This is a genomic window from Streptomyces sp. NPDC037273, from assembly GCF_055603625.1.
Map to the genome: position 1 here is coordinate 1 of NZ_JBVJVO010000021.1, position 22,699 is coordinate 22,699.

At 72.9% G+C, this 22,699-nt stretch carries 24 protein-coding genes and 1 pseudogene; 14 read left to right on the forward strand and 11 right to left on the reverse strand.

Going from position 1 to position 22,699, the window contains the following annotated elements; all coding sequences use genetic code 11:
- Positions 1–217: 217 nt before the first annotated feature.
- The 4 genes from ACZ7G1_RS35395 to ACZ7G1_RS35410 all read right to left on the reverse strand — a co-directional run bounded on the left by ACZ7G1_RS35395 (position 218) and on the right by ACZ7G1_RS35410 (position 4,303).
- Positions 218–964, reverse strand: coding sequence for a TIGR04222 domain-containing membrane protein (locus ACZ7G1_RS35395; RefSeq protein ID WP_470878559.1), 747 nt, complete (start codon positions 962–964; stop codon positions 218–220).
- Between the two features lie 69 nt (positions 965–1,033).
- Positions 1,034–2,110, reverse strand: a complete 1,077-nt coding sequence (locus ACZ7G1_RS35400; RefSeq protein ID WP_470878561.1) for a TIGR04222 domain-containing membrane protein — start codon at positions 2,108–2,110, stop codon at positions 1,034–1,036.
- A 2-nt stretch (positions 2,111–2,112) separates the two neighbouring features.
- Complete coding sequence (locus ACZ7G1_RS35405; protein ID WP_470878563.1) at positions 2,113–3,537, reverse strand: MbnB/TglH/ChrH family RiPP precursor modification enzyme; 1,425 nt, start codon at positions 3,535–3,537, stop codon at positions 2,113–2,115.
- 82 nt (positions 3,538–3,619) lie between these two features.
- Positions 3,620–4,303, reverse strand: coding sequence for an aminoacyl-tRNA hydrolase (locus ACZ7G1_RS35410; RefSeq protein ID WP_470878565.1), 684 nt, complete (start codon positions 4,301–4,303; stop codon positions 3,620–3,622).
- Between the two features lie 71 nt (positions 4,304–4,374).
- On the opposite strand from ACZ7G1_RS35410, the gene ACZ7G1_RS35415 reads away from it, so the two are divergent.
- Genes ACZ7G1_RS35415 through ACZ7G1_RS35425 form a run of 3 tightly spaced genes read left to right on the forward strand, consistent with a single transcriptional unit; the run spans position 4,375 to position 6,598 of the window.
- Positions 4,375–5,052 (forward strand): AIM24 family protein, encoded by a 678-nt coding sequence (locus ACZ7G1_RS35415; protein ID WP_470878567.1) that lies wholly within the window; start codon positions 4,375–4,377, stop codon positions 5,050–5,052.
- Positions 5,053–5,081: 29 nt separating this feature from the next.
- Entirely contained in the window at positions 5,082–5,951 is an 870-nt protein-coding gene (locus ACZ7G1_RS35420) for an ABC transporter ATP-binding protein (RefSeq protein ID WP_470878569.1), read from the forward strand.
- On the forward strand, positions 5,948–6,598 hold the full coding sequence (locus ACZ7G1_RS35425) for an ABC transporter (RefSeq protein ID WP_470878571.1): 651 nt from the start codon (positions 5,948–5,950) through the stop codon (positions 6,596–6,598). Before ACZ7G1_RS35420 ends, ACZ7G1_RS35425 begins: the two co-directional genes overlap by 4 nt.
- A 7-nt stretch (positions 6,599–6,605) precedes the next feature.
- Here ACZ7G1_RS35425 and ACZ7G1_RS35430 read toward each other — a convergent pair whose 3' ends face one another.
- The 5 genes from ACZ7G1_RS35430 to zapE all read right to left on the reverse strand — a co-directional run bounded on the left by ACZ7G1_RS35430 (position 6,606) and on the right by zapE (position 11,625).
- Positions 6,606–7,478, reverse strand: coding sequence for a polysaccharide deacetylase family protein (locus tag ACZ7G1_RS35430; protein ID WP_470878697.1), 873 nt, complete (start codon positions 7,476–7,478; stop codon positions 6,606–6,608).
- Between the two features lie 67 nt (positions 7,479–7,545).
- The gene (locus tag ACZ7G1_RS35435) at positions 7,546–8,400 is read right to left on the reverse strand and encodes a PPK2 family polyphosphate kinase (RefSeq protein ID WP_470878699.1); all 855 of its coding nucleotides are present in this window, start codon (positions 8,398–8,400) and stop codon (positions 7,546–7,548) included.
- A 179-nt stretch (positions 8,401–8,579) separates the two neighbouring features.
- Complete coding sequence (locus tag ACZ7G1_RS35440; protein ID WP_470878573.1) at positions 8,580–9,941, reverse strand: alkaline phosphatase PhoX; 1,362 nt, start codon at positions 9,939–9,941, stop codon at positions 8,580–8,582.
- 139 nt (positions 9,942–10,080) lie between these two features.
- Entirely contained in the window at positions 10,081–10,506 is a 426-nt protein-coding gene (locus ACZ7G1_RS35445; RefSeq protein WP_470878575.1) for an OsmC family protein, read from the reverse strand.
- Between the two features lie 33 nt (positions 10,507–10,539).
- Positions 10,540–11,625, reverse strand: coding sequence for a cell division protein ZapE (gene zapE, locus ACZ7G1_RS35450; RefSeq protein WP_470878577.1), 1,086 nt, complete (start codon positions 11,623–11,625; stop codon positions 10,540–10,542).
- 36 nt (positions 11,626–11,661) lie between these two features.
- Here zapE and ACZ7G1_RS35455 point away from each other — a divergent pair, with 36 nt between their 5' ends.
- The 10 genes and pseudogenes from ACZ7G1_RS35455 to ACZ7G1_RS35500 all read left to right on the forward strand — a co-directional run bounded on the left by ACZ7G1_RS35455 (position 11,662) and on the right by ACZ7G1_RS35500 (position 19,851).
- On the forward strand, positions 11,662–12,450 hold the full coding sequence (locus tag ACZ7G1_RS35455; protein ID WP_470878579.1) for a pyrimidine reductase family protein: 789 nt from the start codon (positions 11,662–11,664) through the stop codon (positions 12,448–12,450).
- A gap of 106 nt (positions 12,451–12,556) precedes the next feature.
- Positions 12,557–13,027, forward strand: a complete 471-nt coding sequence (locus tag ACZ7G1_RS35460) for an indole-3-glycerol phosphate synthase (protein ID WP_470878581.1) — start codon at positions 12,557–12,559, stop codon at positions 13,025–13,027.
- A 233-nt stretch (positions 13,028–13,260) separates the two neighbouring features.
- Positions 13,261–14,661, forward strand: a complete 1,401-nt coding sequence (murC, locus tag ACZ7G1_RS35465; protein ID WP_470878583.1) for a UDP-N-acetylmuramate--L-alanine ligase — start codon at positions 13,261–13,263, stop codon at positions 14,659–14,661.
- Between the two features lie 17 nt (positions 14,662–14,678).
- Complete coding sequence (gene msrB, locus ACZ7G1_RS35470) at positions 14,679–15,086, forward strand: peptide-methionine (R)-S-oxide reductase MsrB (RefSeq protein WP_470878585.1); 408 nt, start codon at positions 14,679–14,681, stop codon at positions 15,084–15,086.
- 465 nt (positions 15,087–15,551) lie between these two features.
- Positions 15,552–16,619: pseudogene (locus tag ACZ7G1_RS35475) on the forward strand (WXG100-like domain-containing protein); the annotation flags it as partial.
- A gap of 126 nt (positions 16,620–16,745) precedes the next feature.
- Positions 16,746–17,342 (forward strand): YwqJ-related putative deaminase, encoded by a 597-nt coding sequence (locus ACZ7G1_RS35480; RefSeq protein WP_471204393.1) that lies wholly within the window; start codon positions 16,746–16,748, stop codon positions 17,340–17,342.
- 9 nt (positions 17,343–17,351) lie between these two features.
- Positions 17,352–17,825 (forward strand): SUKH-3 domain-containing protein, encoded by a 474-nt coding sequence (locus tag ACZ7G1_RS35485; RefSeq protein WP_470878587.1) that lies wholly within the window; start codon positions 17,352–17,354, stop codon positions 17,823–17,825.
- Complete coding sequence (locus ACZ7G1_RS35490) at positions 17,818–18,213, forward strand: YwqJ-related putative deaminase (RefSeq protein WP_470878589.1); 396 nt, start codon at positions 17,818–17,820, stop codon at positions 18,211–18,213. The genes ACZ7G1_RS35485 and ACZ7G1_RS35490 overlap by 8 nt, the downstream gene beginning before the upstream one ends.
- Positions 18,210–19,106, forward strand: coding sequence for an SUKH-3 domain-containing protein (locus ACZ7G1_RS35495; RefSeq protein WP_470878591.1), 897 nt, complete (start codon positions 18,210–18,212; stop codon positions 19,104–19,106). Before ACZ7G1_RS35490 ends, ACZ7G1_RS35495 begins: the two co-directional genes overlap by 4 nt.
- Before the next feature lie 31 nt (positions 19,107–19,137).
- Positions 19,138–19,851 (forward strand): hypothetical protein, encoded by a 714-nt coding sequence (locus tag ACZ7G1_RS35500; RefSeq protein ID WP_470878593.1) that lies wholly within the window; start codon positions 19,138–19,140, stop codon positions 19,849–19,851.
- 18 nt (positions 19,852–19,869) lie between these two features.
- Here ACZ7G1_RS35500 and ACZ7G1_RS35505 read toward each other — a convergent pair whose 3' ends face one another.
- Together ACZ7G1_RS35505 and ACZ7G1_RS35510 are read right to left on the reverse strand one after the other, a co-directional pair.
- Complete coding sequence (locus ACZ7G1_RS35505) at positions 19,870–20,655, reverse strand: SDR family NAD(P)-dependent oxidoreductase (RefSeq protein ID WP_470878594.1); 786 nt, start codon at positions 20,653–20,655, stop codon at positions 19,870–19,872.
- A gap of 132 nt (positions 20,656–20,787) precedes the next feature.
- Positions 20,788–21,642, reverse strand: coding sequence for an NmrA family NAD(P)-binding protein (locus tag ACZ7G1_RS35510; RefSeq protein WP_470878596.1), 855 nt, complete (start codon positions 21,640–21,642; stop codon positions 20,788–20,790).
- 91 nt (positions 21,643–21,733) lie between these two features.
- On the opposite strand from ACZ7G1_RS35510, the gene ACZ7G1_RS35515 reads away from it, so the two are divergent.
- The gene (locus ACZ7G1_RS35515) at positions 21,734–22,687 is read left to right on the forward strand and encodes an AraC family transcriptional regulator (protein WP_470878598.1); all 954 of its coding nucleotides are present in this window, start codon (positions 21,734–21,736) and stop codon (positions 22,685–22,687) included.
- The last annotated feature ends 12 nt before the right edge of the window (positions 22,688–22,699 follow it).

A 22,699-nucleotide genomic window follows, 5' to 3' on the forward strand; every position in this document is an offset into this window, starting at 1 on the left:
TGGATGGGGCAAAGCGCCCAAAGAGAGAGGGGGGGTCTTTCCTCCCCCCACAACAACCCCCACCCCCCCCCCTTTCCTCCCCACCCCCCCCCCCCCCCGCCCACCCCCCCCCCCCCCCCCCCCACCCCCCCCCCCCCCCCCCCCCCCCGCCCCCCGCGCCCCCCCCCCCCCCCCCCCCCCCCACCGGCGTCATTTCCGGGGCCTTTTCCGTGCCCCCTCAGCGCTTGTGCCCGCCGAGGGCCGCGCGGAGTTCGGGCTCAAGGACCGCGGGTCCGCGGGTGGCGAGGGCGGTGAGCGGGTCGGCGGGGGAGAGGCCGGAGAGCAGCCGCTGACCGGCCGGTGAGGCCCAGCGCGTGTACGGGTAGCGCTCGGTCACGCCGATCAGCAGACAGAGCCCCGAGCCGAGCAGCGGCAGCGTGAACGCGGCGATCACCAGGGCCCGTTCGGCGTCCGGAACGAGCAGCGCCGAGGCCGCCCCGAGCACCAGGCCGAGCAGGAAGCCCGCCTTCACGGCCCGCAGTCCGTCCGCCACTTCCCGGCGTCCCGCCGCCGGCACGGCGAGCCCCCGGCCGACGAGCCTCTCCTCGATGAACCGCACCGAGTCGTCGGCGGCGACCATCGGGCGCACGGCGGGGATCGGGCACTGCCCCTCGGGCCCGATGGCTCCGAGCACCGCGCGTTCGACCTCGTCCCGCTCGGCGCCGCCCGCGTCCACGACCGTCGCCCAGCCGGTGTGGGCGAGCAGCAGCCGCCGCGCCCTGTGCATCGACACCAGGGTCAGATCGGTGACCCGCAGCGGCCCTCCGGCGAGGTAGGCCGCCTCGTGGAGGGTGAGGTCGGGACCGGCTCCTTCGAGGACGTCACCGGGGTGCGGCCGGGCCGCCGCGAGCGTCGCGCGGCAGACCCGCGCGCAGCCGATCCCGGCCACGACGCAGGCCACCAGGAAGAGGGGAACCCAGATCATGTCCGAGTTCTACGGGAGGAAGGGCGGGCCCGCCACTCGAATGGGCGCGCCCGCCGTGCGAACGGGTGGTCAGCCGCTGGAGCTGCTGCTCGAGCACGAACTCCCGCTGGAGCTGGAGCAGGAGCTTCCGCTCGAACTCGAACAGGAGCTGCCCGAACTTCCCCCGCAGCCGGAGCCGCCGCCACCGCCGGAGCAGGACCCGGACGAGCAGGAGCCGGACGAGCACGACCCCGCGGAGCACGCGCTTCCGCCGCCTCCGTCCGCTCCGCCGCCCCCACCACCGCCACCGCAGTAGGTGTTGTCCCCGCACCACTCCGCGGCGACGCCGAGCATCGCCGCGTCCGCCGACGAGACGTGCGAGGCCGGGCGCCGGCCGCCGCGACCGCGCCGGCGCGGCGGTCCGTAGATCCGTGCGGCGGCGAGGAGTTGCTCGCGCAGTACGGGGTCGGGCAGCCCCCGCAGCCCGTGCAGGGCCACGAGGTGACCGGCGTCCGCGAGGTGCGCGTGCGCGCGGCCGTAGTCGGCGAGCGCGCGCCGGCCGCCCGAGGTGAGCTGCCCGGCGGAGAGCGAGCCGCAGACCATGGACGCGATCAGGACGCCGAACAGCACGGGCGCCACCTTGAAGACGAACGGCACCGAGAAGTCCGGGGAGGAGGCGAAGTCGAGCACCGAGACGACCATCGAGACCGGGATGAGGACGAAGGCCGTCAGCGCCAGGGCCCCGCACAGGCGGACGGTCGCCCGGCGCGCCGCCGGTTCCACGAGGAGCCGGCGCGTCGCGAGGCCGTCGCCGATCTCCTGGACGGCCGGGTGCCTCATCACCGCCATCCGCAGGTGGTGCAGCGCCCCGTGCGGAGCGGCGGCGTGCTCCTGGAGCACCGCCCGCTCCACCGGGTCGTACGCGGACGGGCGGACGACCGCCACGATGCCGGGGCCGCCGACCTGGAGCCTGCCGTCCGCGTGGAGGGCGGCGATCGCGGTGTCGACGACCCTGGCCGGGCCGCCGTTGAGGAAGGCGGCCTCGTACCGGTCGTGGATGACGGCCGGCGGCCCGCCGGGCGCCCGGCGGGTCCGGACGACCCGGGTGATGAGCAGGGCGACGGCGATGGCGCCCGCGAGGTAGACGAGGGTGACGACGGCGTCCATGGTCATCTCCTGACGAGGGCGTGACGGGCGGCCCGTACGAGCCGGGTGGCCCGGCCCGGCGGCCGGTTGCCGGAACGGTCCTGCCACCACTCCGTGAGCAGCCGCCGCGCCGCCGGGTCCTCCGGCCGGCCGGCCACGAGGAGGTGCTCGGCGAAGTCCAGCGCGTCGCGCCGGTATCCGCCGGTCATCGGGCGGGACCTCGCGTACGCCAGGAACGCCGGCCGGAAGTCCTTCCCGAGGATCTCCGGCAGCTCCGGGGCGACCTTCGCGACCACGCCCGCGCGCTTCGCCGCCAGCGCCCGGCTCTGGACCCCGAGGCGGCGGGTGTCGAAGCCTTCGGGGGCGGGGGTGCCGGCGACGAGGGCGGAGAGGAGGGAGGCCTGGGCCAGGGCGAGGCGCTGGCGGGCGGCGTCGCCCGGCACGGGCGCGGGTGCCGCCGCGGGGACGGCGCTGGGCATGAGCCCGCCCGACGCGCGGGCTCCGGCGCCTATGAGCAGGGGCTGGTCCTGGACCGTGACGGGTCGTCGGGGGCCGGGTACCCGCGCGAGGGCGCCGTGCGCGTGGGCCGCGCCCCTGCGGTCCGCCCCGGCGGAACGCGGGCCCGCGGCCGGTACGGCCGTCGCCCGGATCACGCTCAGTTCGCTCGCCAGCTCCTCCGCCGGAGGGAAGTCGTCGTCGCGCTCCAGGAGCACCCCAGGCGGCGAGACCCGCGAGGCCAGGTCCGCCAGGACGTCGAGGACCGCGCCGGGCACGGGGTGGGCGTGGGTGTCGTGCCAGACGCCGTCGCGTTCGACGCCGCCGGCGACGTGGACGTACGCGATGGCGTCCAGGGGCAGCCGGGCGAGCGCCTTCGCGGGGTCTTCGCCGCGGTTGACGTGGTTGGTGTGGAGGTTGGCGACGTCGATGAGGAGCCGTACCCCCGTACGCTCCACCAGCTCCGCCAGGAACTGGCCTTCCGTCATCTCCTCGCCGGGCCAGGAGACGAGGGCGGCGATGTTCTCCAGGGCGAGGGGCACGGGCAGCGCGTCCTGGGCGATGCGGACGTTCTCGCAGAGGACGTCGAGGGCGTCGCGGGTGCGGGGCACCGGCAGCAGGTGGCCGGCTTCGAGCGGGGGCGAGGCGGTCAGCGGGCCCCCGGCCCGCACGAACGCGATGTGTTCGGAGACGAGCGGCGCGCCGAGCGCCACCGCCTTCTCGCCGAGTGCGGCGAGCCGGGCCGGGTCGGGCCGGTCGGCGCCGCCGAGCCCGAGCGAGACGCCGTGCGGGACGACCGTCACGCCGCGGGCCCGCAGCCGGGTCAGCGAGTCGGGCAGGTGGCCGGCGCAGATGTTCTCCGCGACCACCTCGACCCAGTCGACGCCGGGCAGCGCCTCCACGGCCTCCGCGATCTCGGGGCGCCAGCCGATGCCGATGCCGAGTTCCGTCATGTCCCCCTCCTTCGGTCCTCAGTCACCCCGGTGATGACCCGGCAGGTGGCGTTCGAATCCCGTGAGGGGGACGTTCAGAGCTTCATTTGAGGTTCGGGAACGCGGAGACCACCGTGCAGGAGCCCGGGGCGATCTCGGTGAAGCCGGCGTCCCGGACCACCGGCAGCCCGCTCGCGGTCAGCTGCGCCCAGTCGCCGGCCGCCGCGGTACGGACCGCGAGCGGGAAACCGGCCTCCCGCCAGGCGGCGCGCCGGTCCTCCGACATGGCCCACCAGAGGAGCTGGGCGCCGTGTCCGGCCTGCGCCATCGTCTTCCCCGCGGACATGTCGAGCTCGGGGTTGAGCCAGAGCACCGCGGCGCCCTCCGGGACGGGTCCTGGGGCGGCCGGGTCGTCGAGGTCGGTGCCGGAGACCTGGAGCTTGGCCAGCTCCTTGGGCCAGCCGTCGAGCGGGACGGGCGGGAAGACCCGTACCTCCGCCCCGGCGCCGTCGACCGTGATCCCGGGGAGCGCGGCGGCCTTGCGCCACTCGGAGCCGCGGGCCCGGCGGACCACCTTGCGGATGCGGGCGTCCTGCCAGTCGGTGATGGCCTGGGCCCACTCGCCGTCGCCGAGGGAACGGTCGTCGGTCAGGATCTCCAGGACGGCCCGGGCGGCGGTCTCCAGAGCGTCGGTACGGGCCGGCGGCGCGTCCTTCTCGATGCGGACGACCAGGGGGAGGACGAACTGGGGCTTCTCGTCGCGGAGATCGGTGTCGTTGCTGCTCACTCGGCAAGTCTGCCACTGCGGTGACGAGTGATTCTTGTGGGAATCATCGCTTCCGGGACAGGATGCCCCTCATGAAGAGCGATCTTTTCGCCGGCGAACACCTCGCCGAGACGGCCGGCTTTCCGGGGATGACCCTCCAGAACGCCAAGTCGGTCAAGTACACCGTCAACGGTGAGATGCACGCCCGCCAGGGTTCCATGATCGCCTTCCGGGGCGATCTCCAGTTCGAGCGCAAGGGCCAGGGGATCGGCGGCCTCCTCAAGCGGGCCGTCACCGGCGAGGGCCTCGCGCTGATGGCCGTGCGCGGGCAGGGCGAGGCGTGGTTCGCCCACGAGGCGCAGAACTGCTTCATCGTCGAGATCGAGCAGGGCGAGGCCTTCACGGTCAACGGCCGCAACGTGCTCTGCTTCGACTCGACCCTGCACTACGACATCAAGACCGTGAAGGGCGCCGGCATGACCGGCGGCGGCCTCTTCAACTCCGTCTTCTCCGGCTACGGCAAGATCGCGCTGATGTGCGAGGGCAACCCGATCGTCATCCCAGTCACCCCGCAGGCCCCGGTCTTCGTCGACACCGACGCCGTCGTCGGCTGGAGCGAGCAGCTCCACACCTCGCTGCACCGCTCCCAGTCCCTCGGCTCGATGATCCGGGGCGGTTCGGGCGAGGCGGTCCAGCTCAAGCTGGAGGGCCAGGGCTTCGTCGTCGTCCGCCCGAGCGAGCTCACGCCGCAGAAGAACTCGTCCAACTGAGACCGGAGGGCGGCCGGGGTGGGCAAGGAATGAGCGCCGGTACGGGCACGGGGCCGCGTCTCGACGGGGTCGGGCGGCGGCACGGGGTCCGGGGCCCCTGGGTCCTGCGCGGGGTCGGCCTCGCGCTGCCCGCCACCGGCCTCGTCCGGATCACCGGGGCCAACGGGACCGGCAAGTCCACCCTGCTCCGGCTCCTCGCCGGGATCGACGCGCCCACCGAGGGCCGGATCACCGGCCGCCCGGCCCGCACCGCGTACGTCCCCGAGCGCTTCCCGGCCGCCCTGCCGTTCACGGCCGTCGACTACCTCGTCCACCTCGGCCGGATCCAGGGCCTCGGCCGTTCGGCCGCCAGGACCCGCGCGGGGGAGTGGCTGGAACGTTTCGGCGCCGCCGCCCACGCCCGTACCCCGCTCGCCGAACTCTCCAAGGGCACCAGCCAGAAGGTGGCCGTCGCCCAGGCGCTCCTCGCCGTGCCCGCCCTCCTCGTCCTCGACGAGGCCTGGACCGGGCTCGACACCGCCGCCCGCGCGGAGCTGGACGCCGCCGTCCGTGAACGCCTCGCGGCCGGCGCGGCCGTCGTCTTCGTCGACCACGACCCCCGGCGGCTCGCGGGCGAGGCGGACGCGGTGTACGTCGTCGAGGCCCACCGCGTCCGTGCGGTACGCGAGGAGGCCCGGACTCCCGGCCCCCTCGTCCGGATCACCGCTTCGGGCGGCCGCCCGCTCCCGGCCCGGCTGCCGGGCGACCCGGCCGTCGCCCCGGCACCCGACCGCGAGGGCGCCGGGACCGGCGCCCTCGTCCTCCGGGTGGGCGCGGCACACTCGGACGCCCTCCTCGGGGCGCTGCTCGCGGCGTCCTGGCACATCCATCACCTCGACGGCGAAGGCGTACGGGTATGACGGCGCTCCTGCGCTACCAGTCGGGCCTGCTGATCCGCTCGCAGCGGTGGCTGGCGCCGCTGCTCCTGTACGTGGCGGTCGTCGGCGTCGGGGTGCGCGCGGGCGAACCCGTGCTGGGCGCCCTGGGGTTCACCGCCGCCGCGCTGCTGCCGGTCGCGGCCTGGTCCGTGCGGATCTGCGCCACGCAGGAGCCGCCCGCCGCGCGGAGCGTCGTGGCGGGCGCGGCGGGACGGGGCCGGGCGCATCTCGCGGCGCTGCTGACCGGGGCGCTCTGGCCGGTGCTCGCCGGGACGGTCGCCGTGCTCGTGGTGACGGCGATGAGCGACCGGCGCGGGGTCGGCGGGCTCGCCGCGGGGGTCACCGGGCTGCTCGGCGCCCTCGCCTGCGCCCTGACGGGCGCCGCCGTCGGCGCGCTGGCCTCCCGTCCCTTCGTCCAGGCGCCCGGCTGGTCGCTCACGGCCCTCGTCCTCGGCTGCCTGCTCGCCCTCGTCACCACCGGCTCCCCGGCCCAGCAGGCCATGACCGCCCTGGTCACCGGGGCCCGGTCGGCCACCGCCGACCCGCCGTGGCTCGCCTGCGCCGCCGCCCTGCTCCTCGCGGCGGCCGCGGCGGCGCTGTCCTGCCGGGCCACGGCCCGCCTGGAGTAGCCGGGCGTCAGCGGCTCATGAGCTCGGAGACCTTCACGAAGCGGTAGCCGCGGGCGCGGAGTTCCGGGACGATCCGGCGGATCGCCCGCTCGGTGACGGGTGCGGCGCTGCGGGTGCAGTGCATGACGACGAGCGAGCCGGGCTTCACGCCGTCGAGCACCTGTTCGGCGACGGCGTCCGCGTCCTTGGCGAAGGCGTCGCCGCTCACCACGTCCCACTGCACGGCCGTCACCCCGGCGGGGCCGAGGGCCCGCAGGGCGGCGTCGTCGTAGCAGCCGCCGGGGAAGCGGAAGTAGGGGACGACGTTGACGGCTCCGGCGTCCCGGAAGGCGTCGAAGGCCCGCTGGACGTCCGTGGCCATGTCGGGGCCGGCGACGGTCGGCAGCCCGTAGCAGGGCGAGGCGAAGGCGTAGTGGCTGTAGGAGTGGTTCGCGATCTCGAAGCGCGGGTCGCCCCCGATGGACTTCGCCTGCTCGGGGTACTCCTCCGCCCAGCGGCCCGTCATGAAGACGGTCGCGTCGACCTTGAGCCGCCGCAGGGTGGCGATCAGCTCGGGGTTGTCGAAGCGTTCCCCGCGCGCCGCCCTCGGCCCCTGGTCCGCCGTCATGTCCGCGTCGAAGGTGAGCGCCACGACCTTCTCGGTGCCCTTGGCCCGCCGCGTGTACACGGGGGTGAGCCCACCGGGCCCCGGGGCCATGGTCGGAGGCGTACGGGGAACCCGCGCGGGCTTGGGACCGGCGGCGGCCGCACTGGCCTTGGGCGAGGCGGTGGGGGAAGCGGTGGGCGAGACGGTCTGGGTGGCCGCCTTGGGGGCGGGGCCTTCGACGGCACCGCCGCCGCAACCGACGAGAGCGGCGCCCAGGACCCCGAGCGCCGCCATCTTCCGTACAGGAATGTTCACGATCGGAAGTTAACCGATCAAAGTCGCCATCAGGTGACGGACACGGTCACGTCTCCAGGAGCCGGGCCCGGCACTGCTCCACGTCGAAGTCGCCCGGCGGGTACTTCGGGTCCAGGGCCTCCAGGTGTTCGAGCAGCAGCTTGCTGACGGCCCAGTTGCGGTACCACTTGCGGTCCGCCGGGACGATGTACCAGGGGGCCTCGTCGGTGCCGCAGCGCTCCAGGGCGATCGAGTAGGCCTCCTGGTAGGCCGGCCAGAGGGCACGCTCCTCGATGTCGCCCGGGTTGAACTTCCAGTGCTTGTCCGGGTTGTCGAGGCGTTCGAGGAGCCGGGCGCGCTGTTCCTCGTACGACAGGTGCAGGAAGACCTTGACGACGGTGACGCCGTCGTCGGCGAGGGACTTCTCGAAGCGGTTGATCTGGCCGTAGCGGCTGCCGAGGCTGCGGCGGGGGACGAGCTCGCGGACGCGGGCGATGAGGACGTCCTCGTAGTGGGAGCGGTCGAAGATGCCGATCTCGCCGGGGCGGGGGAGCGCCCGCATGATCCGCCACAGGAAGGGGTGGCTCCGCTCCTCGGGCGTGGGTGCCTTGAAGGCCTGGATCCGGCAGCCGGACGGGTTGAAGTGACCGATCACGTGCTTGACCGTGCCGCCCTTGCCGCTGGTGTCCATGCCCTGGAGCACCAGGAGGAGACGCCTGCGGTCGCCGGCCGTGCTCGACGCGTACAGGCGCTCCTGGAGTCCGGCGAGCCGCGGGGCGAGGGCGGCGGTCGCGGCGAGCCCGGCGGCCTTGTCGGCGGGGCCGGCCGGGATCGCCGAGGCGTCGTACGACCCCAGGTCGATCCGCTCGCCCTCCGGGACCCGGAGCACCTCGCGCAGCACCGGCTCCCGGAGCCGGGGCACCGCGCGCTCCCGCTCCCGCTTCCCCTGGTCCTTCCTCCCCTGGTCCTCCTTCGCCGTCCCGCCGTCCTTCTCCCGCTTCCCGCCGTCCTTCTTCGCCACCTCTAACCCTTCCGCCGCGCCGCTCGTCCTCTCCCGATCCTGCGACGGAACCCGGTGGCCCGCGAGCGGGCGGGGTCAGCTCACCACCAGGGGCCGGTCACCGCGAAGGTCGTGCCGGGGGTGTAGCAGTTGACGTACATCGTCGAGCGGTCCGGCGAGAACGTGACGCCGGCGAACTCGCCCCACTCCGGGGCGTCGGGGGTGCCGATGTTCTGCGCGCCTCGGGCGACCGCGTACACCTCGCCCTTCCGGCTGACGCCGAAGACGTGCTGGGCGCCTTCGCCGTCCTCGCAGACCATCAGGCCGCCACTGGGCGCGAGGCAGATGTTGTCGGGGGACTCGCCGGGCAGCTGGAGGTCGGTGTCGGGGCCGAAGACGACGACGAGGGTGAGCCGCCGCCTGTCGGGCTCGTACTTCCAGACCTGGCCGAAGTGGGTGGCGGCGGAGCCGTTCTCCCGGCGCGCGAAGGAGGAGACGAAGTAGACGGCGCGCCCGCCCCAGTAACAGCCCTCCAGTTTCTGCGCGTGGGTGATGCCCTTCGGCCCGAAGTCCTGCAACCGGATGGGCGTCAGGGCGGCCTGCGGGTCCGGTACGGGGACCCACTCGACGCCCTCGAAGCGCGCGCCGGTCTCCTGGACGGCGGACAGGTCGGGGACGCCGGGGACGCGCATGGCTTCCAGGGCGCCGCCCGCGCGCAGCGAACCGGTGCCGCCGAGCGGCTTGTCCGGCAGGAAGCGGTAGAAGAGGCCGAAGGGCCGGTCGAAGGCGTCCTCCGTCTCGTAGACGATGCCGTTCCTCGGGTCGACGGCGATCGCCTCGTGCTGGAAGCGGCCCATGGCGGTCAGCGGGACGGCTCCGGTGCGGTGCGGGTCGGCGCCGTCGACCTCGAAGATGAAGCCGTGGTCCTTGGTGTAGCCGTTGGTCCCGGCCCGGTCCTCGGTCTCCTCGCAGGTCAGCCAGGTGTTCCAGGGGGTCGGCCCGCCCGCGCAGTTGACGGCGGTGCCGGCGATGGCGACCCGCTCGCCCAGGACGTTGTTCCGGCCGTCGAGCTCCAGGGCCGTACAGCCGCCCTTCGCTGCGGGGTCGTACGTCAGGCCGGGGACCGTCGGGACGCCGATCTTCCCGGTGACCCGGTTCTCGTGGTTGCGGACGAGGTGCACCCGGCCCCTGCGGCCCGCGAAGGCGCCCATGCCGTCGTGGTTGCTGGGCACCGGCCCCTCGCCGGAGCGGAGCGGATCGCCCTGCCGGGAGAGGACCTTGTAACGGAAGCCGGCCGGGAGGTCGAGGAGTCCGGCCGGGTCGGGCACGAGCGGGCCGTAGCCGCCGCGGCGCCCGGCGGCGGCCGCGCTGCCGGCGAAGAGTTCGGAGAGCGCGCCGGTGAAGGCGATGCCGGCGACGGACGCGCCGGTGCGTGACAGGATCTGACGTCGTGTTGCGGACATGAGGCGGCAACCCACTTTCTGTTGGCGGACAGACAGGTGGTGTGTGACGTGTGACCCGCATGTGTGTATCACGCACCCTCGTGGCGCGTGAACCATGCGGGCCACAACTGCCTCATGTGGCGCGTGGTCTGACGTGTGGTCAGGCGAGCGTGGCGGTGAGGGTGATCGTCGTTCCGGTGAGCGCCTTGCTGACCGGGCAGTTCGCCTTGGCGTCCGCGGCGAGCTCCTGGAACTTCTCCGGGTCGAGGCCGGGGACCTCGGCGTGCACGGTGAGGTGGATGCCGGTGATGCCAGGGCCCGGCTGGAAGGTCACGTCGGCCTTCGTCTCCAGGCGGACCGGCGGGTGACCGGCACCGGCCAGGCCGTTGGAGAAGGCCATCGAGTAGCAGGCGGAGTGCGCGGCGGCGATGAGCTCCTCGGGGCTCGTCTTGCCGTTCGGCTCCTCCGACCGGGCGGGCCAGGAGACGTCGTACGAGCCGAGGCCCGACGAATCGAGGGTGACGACGCCGGAGCCCTTGAGGAGGTCGCCCTGCCAGACGGTGTGGGCGTGACGCACGGTGGCCATGTGAATCCCTTTCGATCGGGTACGGCCCCCAAGCTACTGCGCGACCAGCCCCTTCGCGTCGCGGGCGAGCGCGGTGAGGCGGGAGATCGCCCGGAAGTACTTCTTGCGGTAGCCGCCGTTCAGCATCTCGTCGCTGAAGAGCTTGTCGAAGGGGAGTCCGGAGGCGAGGACGGGTATCTCGCGGTCGTAGAGCCGGTCGGCCAGGACGACGAGCCGCAGCGCGGTCGACTGGTCGGGGATCGGCTGGACGTCGGTGAGGCAGACCGCCGTGAGGTCGTCGGTGAGCGCGCCGTACCGGCTCGGGTGAACCCTGGCCAGGTGTTCGAGCAGGTGCGGGAAGTCGTCGAGGGAGGCGCCGGGCGTCGCGTACGCGGTCTCCGTGACGACCTGGTCGGTGTACGGCGCGGGGGCCTCGGGCAGGCCGCGGTGGCGGTAGTCCTCGCCGTCGATCCGCAGCGGCAGGAAGTGGGCGGAGAGGCCCTGGATCTCGCGGAGGAAGTCGGCGGCGGCGAAGCGGCCCTCACCGAGCTTGCCCGGAAGCGTGTTCGAGGTGGCGGCGAGTGCCACGCCCGCCTCGACGAGCTTGGCGAGCAGGCTGGAGACGAGGACGGTGTCGCCCGGGTCGTCGAGCTCGAACTCGTCGATGCAGAGGAGGCGGTGCCCGCTGAGGGTCCGCACGGTCTGCTGGAAGCCCAGCGCGCCGACCAGGTTGGTCAGCTCGACGAACGTGCCGAAAGCTTTCAGCGAGGGCTCGGCCGGGGTCGCGTGCCACAGGGACGCGAGCAGGTGGGTCTTGCCGACGCCGTAGCCGCCGTCCAGGTAGACCCCGCGGGGCCCGGTCGGCGCGGCCGGCTTCCTGGCGAACCAGCGGCGCTTGCCGGCGCCGGAGGCGTGGGCTCCGCCGAGGCCCTCGGCGAAGGAGCTCAGCGTCTTGACGGCGTCCGTCTGGCTGGGCTGGTTCGGGTCCGGGAGGTACGTGTCGAACCGAACGGAGTCGAACCGCGGCGGCGGCACCATCTCCGCGACGAGACGGTCGGCGGGGACGTGGGGCTCTCGGGAGCAGAGCGAGAGCGGCGCCGCCTGGGAGGAGGCGGCTTCGGTGAGGGCGCGGGTCGACACAGTTCCCCACTGTAATCGTCATGTCAGACTGCGAGGATGCGACGCCTGCTCCCTGTGACGGACATGACAGCCACCGAGACCGCCGCCGGTCCGGCCGCCGCCGGCGGTCGCGAGTGGTCGCTCGACGAGCTCGCCGACGCCTACGCGTACCCCGAGGGTGACGCCGTGTGGCTGCGGGCCAACATGGTCTCCTCGCTCGACGGGGCCGGCCAGCACGACGGCCGCTCCCAGCCGCTCTCCTCCGAGACCGACATGAGGATCTTCGGCACCCTGCGGGGGCTCGCCGACGTGATCGTCGTGGGCGCCGAAACGGTCCGCCTGGAGGGGTACCGCCCGGCCAAGGCGCGGGAGGCCTTCGCCGCCCGCCGGGCCGCCGCGGGGCAGGGCGTGGCGCCGGTGATCGCCGTCGTCACCGCCTCCCTCGACCTCGACTTCTCGCTGCCGCTCTTCACCTCGCCGCTGGTCCCGACCCTGATCCTGACCGGGGCCGCCGCCCCCGCCGACCGGGTCGCCGCGGCGCGGGCCGCGGGCGCGGAGGTGCTGGTCGCGGGCGACGGCGCCGGGGTCGACCCGGCCCGCGCCGTGCGGGCGCTCGCGGCGCGCGGGCTGCGGCGGCAGCTGACCGAGGGCGGGCCCCGGCTGCTCGGCCAGTTCGTCGCGGCGGAGGTCCTCGACGAGCTGTGCCTGACGATCTCGCCGACCCTCACCGCGGGTGACGCCCAGCGGATCGCCGGGGGCCCTTCGATGGCCGTCCCGACACGCTTCCAGGTGGCTTCCGTGCTGGAGCAGGACGGGTTCCTCTTCACCCGCTACCGTCGGATCTGACAATCGGCGGAATTTGTCGTTCCGCTTACCGTCCGCTGGGCACACTTACTGTCGCAGACCCCGTGCGGGCACGGGGAAGGATGGTTTCCGCAGAAGGGCTCCTGAGGTGTTCACAAGCGTTCTGATGATCGAGAAGCCCCTGACGTCCGTCGACGTGGAATTCGTCACCACACTGCACGGCGACGAGGGCGTGTCCTTCATCGTCCTTATGCAGCCGCGTGGTGACCAGGCCGATGTACTGCTGCGTGCCATCGACGACGTGGCCATGGGCGAACTGAAGGAAGCGGCCCACGAGGGCGACGAACCGGAGGGCAAGGCGGCCAGGGTCCCCGCCGAGCAGGCCCTGGAGCTCTCGCTCCAAGCCCTCAGAAAGGCCGGCTGCGAAGCCGTCGGCCAAGTCGTCGAGGACCACCCGCTCAACAAGATGAAAGCCGTCGTCGAAGAATCCGAAGCGGACGAAGTGATCGTCCTCACCGCCCCCCACTACGTCGAGGAGTTCTTCCACCGCGACTGGGCCTCCCGCGCCCGCCACAAAGTCGGCGTCCCCGTCCTCAAACTCTTCGCCCACAGCGACTGACGCCCTTGGGCTGCCCCTGGGCTGAGCCCCCTGGGTTGCCCCTTGGGCTGAGCCCCCAGGGCTGAGCCCACCGCCCCGTGTCCGCGCCCCGTGCAGGGGGCCCGGTCACGGGGCGCTCCACCTGAAGGGGTGGGGCGCGGCCGCAGGGCCGGAGCGGCGCGAGCCATTAGGGTGGGAGCTACCTGTTGCGTGCGCAACAGACAGTTACGGAACGCACCCGGGGAGAGATCCGCATGGCACCCGCCATTCCCGCCGCCATGGAACGGCCGCACTTCATCGGCATCGGCGGTGCCGGAATGTCGGGCATCGCGAAGATCCTCGCGCAGCGCGGGGCGAAGGTCGCGGGCAGTGACGCGAAGGAGTCGCAGACGGCTGAGGCGCTGCGGGCGCTCGGTGTGACGGTGCACATCGGGCATGCGGCGGAGCACCTTGCCGACGACGCTTCGGCGGTGGTCGTGTCCAGTGCCATCCGCGCGGACAATCCGGAGCTGGCGCGTGCCGCGGAGCTCGGGATCCCGGTCGTGCACCGGTCCGACGCGCTGGCGTCGCTGATGGACGGCCTGAGTGCGATCGCGGTCGCGGGCACGCATGGCAAGACGACGACGACCTCGATGCTGGCCGTCGCGCTGACCGAGCTGGGTCTGGACCCGTCGTACGCGATCGGCGGCGATCTGGCGGGGCCCGGGACGAACGCGCGGCACGGGGCCGGGGAGGTGTTCGTCGCCGAGGCGGACGAGAGTGACCGCAGCTTCCAGAAGTACGACCCGCAGGTTGCGATCGTGCTGAACGTCGAGCTGGACCATCACGCGAACTACGCGGACATGGACGAGATCTACGAGTCCTTCGAGGCGTTCACCGCCAAGATCCGGCCCGGCGGCACGCTGGTGGTCGGTGAGCACGCGGGGGCCCGTGAGCTGGCGCGCAGGGTCGCGGACCGGGAGGGCCTGTCCGTGGTCACGGTCGGGGAGTCCGCGGACTCCGACGCCCGCATTCTGAAGATCGTCCCGAACGGGATGAAGAGCGAGGTCACCGTCGCCCTGGACGGCACCGAGCACACGTTCACCGTCTCCGTCCCCGGCCGCCACTACGCCCACAACGCCGCCGCGGCCCTCGCCGCCGGCGCGCGCGTGGGGATCGAGCCGGCCGAGCTCGCCCAGGCCCTCACCGCCTACACCGGCGTCGGCCGCCGGCTCCAGCTCAAGGGCGAGGCGAACGGCGTCCAGGTCATCGACTCGTACGCGCACCACCCCACCGAGATGACCGCCGACCTGGAGGCGATGCGCGGCGCCGCCGGGGCATCGCGCCTCCTCGTCGTCTTCCAGCCGCACCTGTTCTCCCGCACCCAGGAGCTGGGCAAGGAGATGGGCGACGCGCTGGCCCTCGCCGACGCGTCGGTCGTCCTCGACATCTACCCGGCCCGCGAGGACCCGATCCCCGGCATCACCAGCGAGCTGATCGTCGGCGCGGCCGAGCGGGCGGGCGCCGTGGTCACGGCCGTCCACGACAAGGACTCCGTCCCGGACGTCATCGCGGGAATGGCGGGCCCGGGCGACCTCGTTCTCACGATGGGCGCGGGCGACGTCACGGACCTCGGTCCGAAGATCCTGGACCGGCTCGCCCGCCCGTCGAGCTGAGCTGAGGGAGCGGAACGATGGCGTACGAGGTCGAGAAGACCGACGAGGAATGGCGGGCGGAGCTGACCCCGTCGGAGTACCAGGTGCTCCGGCAGGCCGGCACGGAGCCCGCCTTCCGCGGCGAATACACGGACACGAAGACACAGGGCGTCTACTCCTGCCGGGCCTGTGGCGCGGAGCTCTTCACCTCGAACGAGAAGTTCGAGTCCCACTGCGGCTGGCCGTCCTTCTTCGACCCGAAGGACACCGACGCCGTCGAGCTCCTCTCCGACACCTCCCACGGCATGGTCCGCACCGAGGTCCGCTGCGCCCGCTGCGGCTCCCACCTCGGCCACGTCTTCGAGGGCGAGGGTTACCCGACCCCCACGGACCAGCGGTACTGCATCAACTCCATCTCTCTCCGTCTGGAACCCACCGAGGGCTGACCCGACGATCGCCCGGGCCCCGTGGGCCCGGGCGGCGCAGACGCGAGCGGCGGCAAGGACACGATTCGAACCTGCGTCCACCCGGAGCAGGGCGCTCGCCATGAGGGGGTCGGGGACGGCCACGCCGTGCACCAGTGCGCCTGGTTCCAGGTGGACGAGTCGTCGCCGCGCCGCACGACCATGCTCGCCGACTCGAATGCCGAGCGGTTCCGGGCGTCCTCCAGGAAGAGGGCGTCGGCGATCTCGTCGTACGGGCGGCGCTGCTTTCCGTTCGTGAAGACGCTGCGCATGGTGGCGCGGGCGGTGAGGTACGCGACGAGGTGGCCGTGTCGGGGTCGGCGGCGAACTCCTCCCGCATGGAGGTGTATCCGTGAGGCGGCCGCCGCCACCCCCACTCACCGTCAGGGGAAGGCTGTGGTAGGACTGTTCGGTATCGCAAACAGTCGCTGCAACGGGGGATGGAACGTGGCGGTCACGATTCCGGACTGGGCGGACACGCTTCTCGATCTGATCGGGGTGGCGTGGCCGAACGTGGACGAGGACGCGTATCGCGAGATGGCGGACGCGCTCAGGGAGTTCGCGGAGGATCTGGAGGACGACGGGCAGCTGGCGAACAACCACTTCGAGAGGTTGTTGTCGTCGGGCCAGGGCGAGTCGATGGACGCGCTCAACGAGCATTGGGCGAAGGTCAAGTCCAAGCACATCAAGGACATCTCGGGGGCGGCGCGGACGGTCGCCGGGGGCCTGGACACGGCGGCCGGGGCGATCGAGGCGATGAAGCTGGCGGCGCTCGTACAGCTGGGGTACCTGGCGTCGGAGGCGGGCATCGCGATCTCGCTGATCCCGGTGACGGGCGGGCTTTCCGCGCTGATCGGCGCGGGGGCGATGCGGGCCACGCAGGAAGTGATCAAGCGGCTGATCAAGGAGTGCGTGGAGGAGGCCGTCGGGTACGTCGTGGCGGCGATGACGGAGCCGGCCGTGGCGGCGCTCGAAGGGATGGCGGCGGACCTCGTCGTCCAGCTGGGTGCGGTGGCGATCGGGCTCCAGGACGGTGTCGACCTCGACCAGACGAAGGACGCCGGCGAGGAGGGCTTCAAGGACGGGGTGAAGGCCGGCAAGGAGTCCCTGAACCTGGCCTCGGCCGGTGGCGGCGGGGGAGGGGGCGGCAAGGGCGGCGGGCTGAAGAACCTGCACATCGAGCACCAGGAGCACGACCACGCCTCCACCCAGCTCAACACCGTCAGCGTGAGCATCCACGGCAAGACGACCGGCAAGCTCACCAAGGCGAAGACCGCGCACGGCCGCACCCGGGGCCGCGACTCGATCGCGGACGCCATCGACCCGGTCGCCGACAAGGCGATGGAGGCCCTCACCAAGGCCGCCAAGAACATGGGCGACCACGTCGGCCAGACGCTCCCCAAGGTCGTCAAGCAGATCTCCGTCGACCACAAGAACACCGACGACGACCTCCGCGACCGTTTCGCCCGCCAGCGCAAGGGCGACCATGACGACAACGGCGCGGGCAAGGGCGGCGGTGGCGGTGGCGGCGGGGGCGGCGGCACTCCCCCCGGCGGAAACGGCAACGGCGGCTCCGGCAACAACCCCGGCGGCAACCGCATCACCCCCGCCCCGCCCTGGCACGGCAGCTCCGCGGGCACCATGCGCCACCACCGCACCGACCCCCTCGACGTCAGCCACCTCACCCCCGAGCAGCAGCGCGAGGCGCTCGTCCAGGAAGCCCGGGACCTCGCCGACCGGGCCAGGAGGGCCGACCCGGACAACCCGAACGACCCCAAGCACCAGATCGACCTCGTCAAGACCCGGTTCCCGGTCGGCGAGCACCTCCTCAAGGACAACGCCTGCTCCGGCTCGCTGCTCCACGACGGCGTCATCACCAGCCACTCCAGCGCGACCAAGTGGGAGGGCGCGGACAAGCCCGACCTGCATCCGGCCGCGCAGGACATCTACGACCAGGTGAAGGCCAGTGCCGAGGCCGAAGGCCGGAACCTGGGCGCGGGCCACGGGAAGTGCGCGGAGGCGAACCTCATCTCGGACCGTCTCCGCCAGCTCGACCCGTCCGGGACGAACATCCGTACGCCGGAACAGGTACGCGAGGCGATGAGCGGCGCGCAGATGTACTCCGTGCAGATCGGCAAGGACCGGCGGGGGATCTTCGCGCACAACGACTACAAACCGCCGTGCCCCTCGTGCGCGGTCGCCCTCGACATGGCCGGCATCGCGGCCTACGCAGGTTAGGAGCCTCCTTTGCCCCATCTCAGAGTTCCGGCGGACGTCGACGCCTGGTTCGCCGACAACGGCTGGTCTCCCGGCCGGAACGCCGCCGAGCAGGCCGCGGCGATCGTGGCGGAGACCGTCGAGGAGAGCCGGAAGCGCGGTTTCCCCGTCGAGCCGTTCCCCGCCGCGACCGAATTCCTCGCCGAGCACGCCGGGCTCCGGGTGATGCACGACGTCCAGCGTGACGACTACATCGACTTCACGGCCGTGCCCGAATGGGGCCACTTCTTCGAGGACATGGCGGAGCTGAGCGGCAACCTGGGTGTGAGACTGTTTCCGGTCGGGTGGGACTCCACCGACGGCGAGGTGTTCGTCATCGACGAGCAGGGCCGGTTCTTCTGCATGCACCACACCGGCGACTACTACATGGGCACCGGCAAGCACGAGGCGATGATCGGCCTCTACCGGTCTCCCATGCAGGACGCGGAGGATTTCTATGTCTGACCTCATGCCCGGCACGGCCGCCTCGCTGCTCATCCACGGCACCATCACCAGCCACACCAACCTCACCGGTGACGGCGAGCCCGAGCTCCACCCCGCCGTGCGCGCGTTCTTCGACGGGCTCCCGCCCGCGCTGCGCGAGCCCTTCATCGGCTACTGCGCCGAGTCCGCCCTCATCTCCGACGAACTCTTCGGCTTCGACCGGCAGCGCGGCGACGGCCATGCCGCCACCCTCGACGAGGCCGTCCCGCACTTCGCGGGCGCGGCGGTCGTCGCCCGCAAGATCCGCCCGCACGGCGACCCCGAGCACGGCACCGAGGCGGACGTCTGCCGTTCCTGCACGGCCCTCCTCGACCGGCTGGGCGTCACGATCCTCCGCGACCAGGCATGACCGGCGTACTGACGGAGGCGGGCTGGAAGCCGGGGCGTGACGCCGGGGACGCGGCGATGCTCTCCGTCCTCGTCGCGGTGACCCTCGGCGTCGAGTCCTTCCCCGCCGCTGAGCGCGCCGTGCGCGAGTTCCACGGCCTCACCTTCCGCCCCGCCGCGTCCGGCGGCCGGGAGGTCGCGGCCCTCGGCGCCGCCGTCGACCCCCGCCTGGCCCGCTTCGACATCCCGTCCCTCCTCCGGCTCTCCGACTCCCTCGGCGTCCGCCTCTTCCCCTTCGGCCGTACGGACACGGACGCGCCCCTCGCCGTCGACGAGCACGGCCGCCTCCTCATGCTCGGCCCCGGCGGCCCCTGGCTCCTCGGCGAGTCCGTCCACGACGGCCTCACCACCCTCACCGAGGGCATCGCCCCCGTCCCCCTCCGATCCCCCCGCCGGCGGTTCCCCCTCCCCGAGGGCGACCTCCCCGCCGCCGTACGCGCCGCCCTCGTCGCCGTGTACGTGCTCCACAGCGCGGGCGTCTACAGCGCCCGCGCCCTCCGCCTCCGCGCGACCACCCTGCGGGGCATCGGCGTCGTGGCCCTGGACGAGGAGTTCCCGCTGGGCCCGGGCCGCCTGGACGACAACGCCGACCCGCTGGCCGCGGCCATGGCCGCGCGGCTCGACGCCGTGGGCGCCCGCGCCTCCGGCTGCGAGCTGGTTCTTACGCTCCCCGTGCCGCCCGGCGTGACCGGCCCCCTGTCGACGGTGACCTGCGCGGTCACGGTCGCCTCCCAGGCGGACGGCACCGCCCTCACCCTCACGGCGGGCCTCCCCGCCTCCCTCGGCCCGGCGGCCCGAACCCTGCAGACCTGCGCCCAGGCCTTCGCCGACTGGTCGGCGCAACACGTCGGGTAGGTTGAGCCGCTCATGATCCAGGGGAGGGCATGTGCGGACGAGGATGGCGCTGGTCTGCGTCGTGGCGGGGGCGGCGCTGGCCGGCTGTACGACGGGCCGGGGGCTGGAGGAGAAGCCCGTCGAGGTCTCGCTGCCGAAGGAGCTGTCCGGCGAGCAGGTGCTCGCGAGGGCGAACGAGACGATGAACGCGCTGACGTCGGTGGTCGTCGACTCGACGACCACCACGGCCGCCGGCGGTGTCTCCGGTCGGCTGACGACCAACCTCAAGGACAGGTGCACGAACAGGACGACCTGGACCAAGGGCGGCGGCAGCCTCGAACAGATACGGATCGGCGACACGGACTACGTCCGTCCCGACCGCGCCTATCTGAACCAATGGAAGGGCCGGAAGACGGGGAAGGGCGACCCGAAGTACTGGGCCAAGACGCCTGCGAGTGAGGCGCGGCCTGGAGACGGGCTTGCGAAGTGCACCCATCCGTTCGCGCCGTTCGGCGTCGCGGTGAAGGGGGCGTCGCTCACGGTGGACGGGAAGCGGGTGGTGATGGTGACGGTCACCGACGCGGAGGACAAAGGCGGGCGTTACGTCTTCTTCGTCGCGGAGACGGGGAGGCCGTATCTGCTCAAGGTCGTGTACAAGGGCGGCCAGGTCCGGAGCACTACCTCGTTCAGCGGCTTCGACAAGCCGCTGGACGTGCGGCCTCCGGCCGCGGCCGAGGTGCTCGATGCCGGGGCCGGAGGCCGCTGACAGACGCGGCGGGCGCGGTCAGTGGACGGAGAAGCCGCCGTCGACGAAGAGGGACTGGCCGGTGATGTAGGCGGAGGAGGCGCTGGCGAGGAAGACGGCGGCGCCGGCGAAGTCGGGGGCGAGGCCGTTGCGGCCGACCATGGTGCGGGAGGCGAGGGCGGCGACCTTGTCGGGGTCGGAGGACAGGCGGCGGTTCAGCGGGGTCATGACGAAGCCGGGGACGAGGGTGTTGGCGGTGACGCCGTGGGGCGACCAGGCCTCGGCCTGGGAGCGGGCGAGGGATTCCAGGGCGCCCTTGGAGACCCCGTAGGCACCGCTCTGGACGAAGGCGCGGTGGGCCTGCTGGGAGGTGATGTGGATGATGCGGCCGAAGCCGCGTTCCGCCATGCCCGGGCCGAAGCGCTGCCCGAGGAGGAAGGGGGCCTCCAGGTTGAGGGTCATGGTGGTGTCCCAGACGTCCTCGCTGAGCTCGCCGAGCGGCGGGCGGAGGTTGATGCCGGCGGAGTTGACGAGGATGTCCGGTTCGCCGAAGACGGCGGCGGCCGCCTCCGCCCCCGCCTTGATGCCCTCGCGGGTCCCGAGGTCCGCGCTCACCCAGGCGGCCCGGCAGCCGTCGGCCGTCAACTCGTCGACGGTCTCCGCGAGTTCCGCCTCCTTGCGGGCCAAGACCACCACGCTCGCCCCGGCGCGGGCCAGGGCGCCCGCGATGGCCTGGCCGATGCCCGAACTGCCGCCCGTGACGAGGGCGGTGCGGCCGGAGAGGGAGAACAGCTGGGACAGGTAGCCGTCGGGGGTGGTGCTCATGATGTCGCTCCTCGGGTCGTCGTGAGGCACCGGCCCGAAGGGGTGCGGTAGCGGGCAGGTACACGCATCCTGGCACGATCGCCGATCGCGGAAGGCACCGGGACCGGCGCCTGCGGGCCGTCGGGCATGAGATCACTCAAGATCCTCGTGCTCCCAGATTTTCGTCACGGCCGTGGACCGCACATAGTCGGCGAAGTCGCGCGGCTCACGGCCCAGGGCCCGCTGTACGCCGTCGGCCAGGGTGGCGAAACGGTTCTCGCCGATCCAGCCGAAGAGCGAGTTCAGGAGGGCGGCGAAGTCCTCCGGGATGCCCTTCGCCACCGCGTGGGCGGTGAACTCCTCCGGTGAGACCGGGCGGTACGTGATGTCCCGGCCGGTCGCGCGGGCGATCTCGGCGGCCACCTCGTGGAGGCTGAGCAGCCGGGGGCCGGTCAGCTCGTACGCGTGGCCCGCGTGGCCGTCCTCCGTGAGGGCGGCCACGGCGACGTCGGCGATGTCGTCGGCGTCGATGAAGGGCTCGGTGCCCGCCCCCGCCGACCAGACCACTTCCCCGTCCAGCAACTGGCCACGGAAGAACGGGTCTTCGCTGAAGTTCTGGGCGAACCAGGCCGGCTTCAGGATCGTCCACTCCGCCCCGGACTCCCGCACCGCGCGCTCGCACGGCAGCTTCTCCTCGCCCTCGGGGACCACCCAGTCGCGGGCCGAGAGGAGCACGAGCCGCTCGACGCCCTTGTCCACGGCCAGCTTGCCGAAGGCACTCATCGACGTCGCCGCGTCGGCCTGCATCGAATCGACCAGGTAGGCCGCCCCGGCGCCGTCGAGCACCCGCTCCCAGGTGTTCTCGTCGTTCCAGTCGAAGCGCGCCGGACCCTTCCGTGAGGCCACCCGGACCTCGTACCCCCGCTGCCGCAGCCGGGACACCACGCGACGGCCGGTCTTGCCCGTACCGCCGAGCACCAGGACTTCCTTGTTCGTGTTCGTCGTCATGTGCTCCATCAAACGGCGGGACCGGTGAGCCGTGGAATGGCCGATCCGCTCATCCCGATGTCTCGGGCGCTCACGCCGTACACTCGGCCGGGTGGACCCGCTCGCCAGCCTCCTCTACGAAGTCCGTTCCGACGGAGCCCTGTTCAGCAAGAACATCCTGGCGCCGCCCTGGTCGATCCGCTTCGCGGGCGGCGCGCCGCTCGCCGTCGTCACCATGCTGCGCGGCACTGGTTGGGTGCTCCCGGGCGGCGACGCGCGACCCGTCGCCCTCGGCCCCGGCGACGTCGCCCTCGTGACCGGCGCCGAACCCTTCTCCGTCACCGACGACGCCGCCGCCGACACCCCGCCCTTCTACGTCGTCCACCCCGGCCACTGCACCACCGCCGACGGCGAGGACATCAGCGAGGACGTCATCCTCGGCCTCCGCACCTGCGCCAACGCCCCCGGCGGTACGACCCTGCTGCTCACCGGCAGCTACCAGGTCGACGGCCGCGTCTCCGAACGCCTCATCGGCGGCCTTCCCCGCGTCCTCGTCGTCCACCAGGACGACGGCGAACTCGCCCCGATCCTCGCCCTCACCGACAGCGAGGTCAGCCGCGAGGACCCCGGCCAACAGGCCGTCCTCGACCGCCTCCTTGACCTCCTGCTGCTGTCGACCCTGCGCGAATGGTTCGCCCGCCCCGAGGCCGACCCGCCCTCCTGGTACCGCGCCCTCGCCGACCCTGTCGCGGGCCGCGCCCTCCGCCTCGTCCACGACCGCCCCGCCCGCCCCTGGACCGCCACCACCCTCGCCGAGGCCGCCGGCGTCTCCCGCGCCACCCTCGCCCGCCGCTTCACCGACCTCGTCGGCGAACCCCCGATGACCTACCTCACCGGCTGGCGCCTCGCCCTCGCCGCCGACCTCCTCAGCCGCACCGACTCCACCGTCGACTCCATCGCCCGCCAGGTCGGCTACCAGAGCGCGTTCGGCCTCAGCGTCGCCTTCAAGCGCGTGTACGGGGTGCGGCCCAGCGAACACCGGGCCACGACCGCGCCAGGCCGTTGAGCCCCGGCGCCG